A 2,168-nucleotide genomic window follows, 5' to 3' on the forward strand; every position below is an offset into this window, starting at 1 on the left:
GAATTATGTTTATCGCTTTTGACATGCTTTAAGAGCGTTAGATATTTTAAGACTATAAGAGATTATCCCTTTTAATCTTTGATATTCTTTGAAATCCCTTAAAATTTACCAAGTATAGCCCCCACCAATACGCAACGCTACATATTCTGGGATATGATAATTACTAAAATTTTGTGTTTTTAAATTAGATTGAATAGATATATCAAACACTTTATAAAAGCCAATGCCACCGGTTAAAATCACGCCATAATCTAAATTATCTCTTGCTATATTTCCCATAGCCCCAAACCTAAAATCAATGTATTTAAAATCTAGCATAATGCCTCCACCAGTCATTTGACTCTTTTTAAAAGGCACAATAGAATTATTTTGTGTTAAATCAATATCCCATGCTAGAGTTAAAAATTTATAATGATAAGCTAAGCCTAAACGCACTTGGGGGTCAATGCGTAAAAATCCATTATTAGCCCCTAAGCTAAATTTAGGAGCGTTGAGGTATTTTCCTACAAGCCCTAAACTAAAGCCTTTGATAGAATATGCCCCACCTAAATCTAACCCAAAATGTGAAGTTTGAGGAATACTATTAAAACTAAAATTATTAAAAACATTCATAGAGCCTACTTCATTTAACATCGCATTAGCATTGCCTTTTAATCCTATACCATAGCTTAAACTCCAAATGTATTTAAAAGTAATTCCCACGCCAAAACGCCCTATTTTAGTGTTAAAAGCATGTCCATAGCCTAGTGGCACTTCCACTAAAGCTAAGGCACGCGCAGCCCCTTGCAGATTAGCGCTAGGAGAAAGCATGGAGTGTGCGTTATAATTGGCTTGAGAAGTCTGTGAAAGACTGATAGAATGCGAGCTAATTTCAGCTTGATAATAGGTGTTGTTGTCATCAACAATAAGTTTGTTATGCTCGTTATCAGTTTTAGCGCTCGCACCTCCAAAGGCACTTCCAAATAGCCCTATTCCAAACGACCCTACAAACTCTTTCTTACGCCCTCTATAATTATATTGGAAGACAAAACCATTTTGCGAACTTAGCATAAGCGCATTATTTTTAATAAAATTATCAGCTGTGTTAGCAATTTGCACCACATTATTAGCTTGAGAGTTTTCATTAGCATTGATAGTAATGCTTGAATTAGCGTTTTGCAAAGCTTGTGAAATAGTTTGGTTATTAGAGGTTTTTAGATTACCTATATCATTTTCCAAGTTACTAATCCCTCCGTTATTTGAGAGATTGTTAGCAAGATTTGCAAGCGACAAAACATTTTTTTGTGCCACTTGTGCGTTAAAGCTATAGCCAAATTTAGACTTTTCGTCCATATCTAACAACGCCGGATTATAATACAACGCCCATTGAGAATTTTCTAAAGCCACGCCAGCTCCCCCTAATCCCATAGACACATTTCCCATACCGCCAAATTCTAAGGCTTTGACTAAACAAGGAGTGAGTAACGCCAAGCTAAAAAAGCGCTTAATTACCACCACCACCCCTAAAAACAGATTTATTTAACATTAATTCTCCTTATACATTTTTCTAAAAAACTAAAACCTAAGATTGCCTTCTACAACTGTGCAATTTGTATTAACAATGCCAAGAAACCAATGTTTGTTATAGTTATACACAACAGCATTAGTTAAAATACTGCCTTGAATACCCTTTTTATTCGCCTTTTCAATAGCTTTATTAGTTGCTTTGGCTACCCTATTAGACAAACTTCCAATAGGAATAATCCCTAAAATATTATGAACACAAGATTGTCCCATAGTATTAGTCTTTAAATCCCTTTGTTTAGTATCATCTAGCTTGGCATAAAAACCATAATTAATAGAACAGCCACTAAAAAATACTCCTAAGACCAGCCAATAAAAATATCTTTTCTTAGAAAAAAACACGCACAACTCCTTTAATTTATATTAACTCTATTTGTAAATAACATTAATAATAAAAATATTTATATTTAAAACTATAAAAAATATTATAAATAAAATCTTTTACCTATTTTCTTAATAATAAAGTATTTTAAAATATTTTATTTGAATATAATTAAATATACTTATTAAGTTTTTAGGAGCGTTTATAGTTGCAATTTCTAAATATTAACACTAATTACAGATAGACTTTTGATATTATAACATATTTTTAAAAAGAATTAAAA

2 protein-coding genes are annotated in these 2,168 nt (G+C 32.0%); both read right to left on the bottom strand.

All coding sequences use genetic code 11. The features are described 5' to 3' along the window. Nucleotides 1-105: 105 nt before the first annotated feature. Nucleotides 106-1,494, bottom strand: coding sequence for a conjugal transfer protein TraF (traF, locus tag C6H25_RS08465; protein WP_233707369.1), 1,389 nt, complete (start codon nt 1,492-1,494; stop codon nt 106-108). A gap of 60 nt (nt 1,495-1,554) precedes the next feature. Further along, nucleotides 1,555-1,905: a TRL domain-containing protein gene (locus tag C6H25_RS08470; protein ID WP_158653922.1), complete on the bottom strand. Its 351-nt coding sequence runs from the start codon at nt 1,903-1,905 to the stop codon at nt 1,555-1,557. Nucleotides 1,906-2,168: the final 263 nt, after the last annotated feature.

It is taken from the genome of Helicobacter cetorum (genome assembly GCF_900198405.1).
Classification (GTDB): domain Bacteria; phylum Campylobacterota; class Campylobacteria; order Campylobacterales; family Helicobacteraceae; genus Helicobacter; species Helicobacter cetorum_C.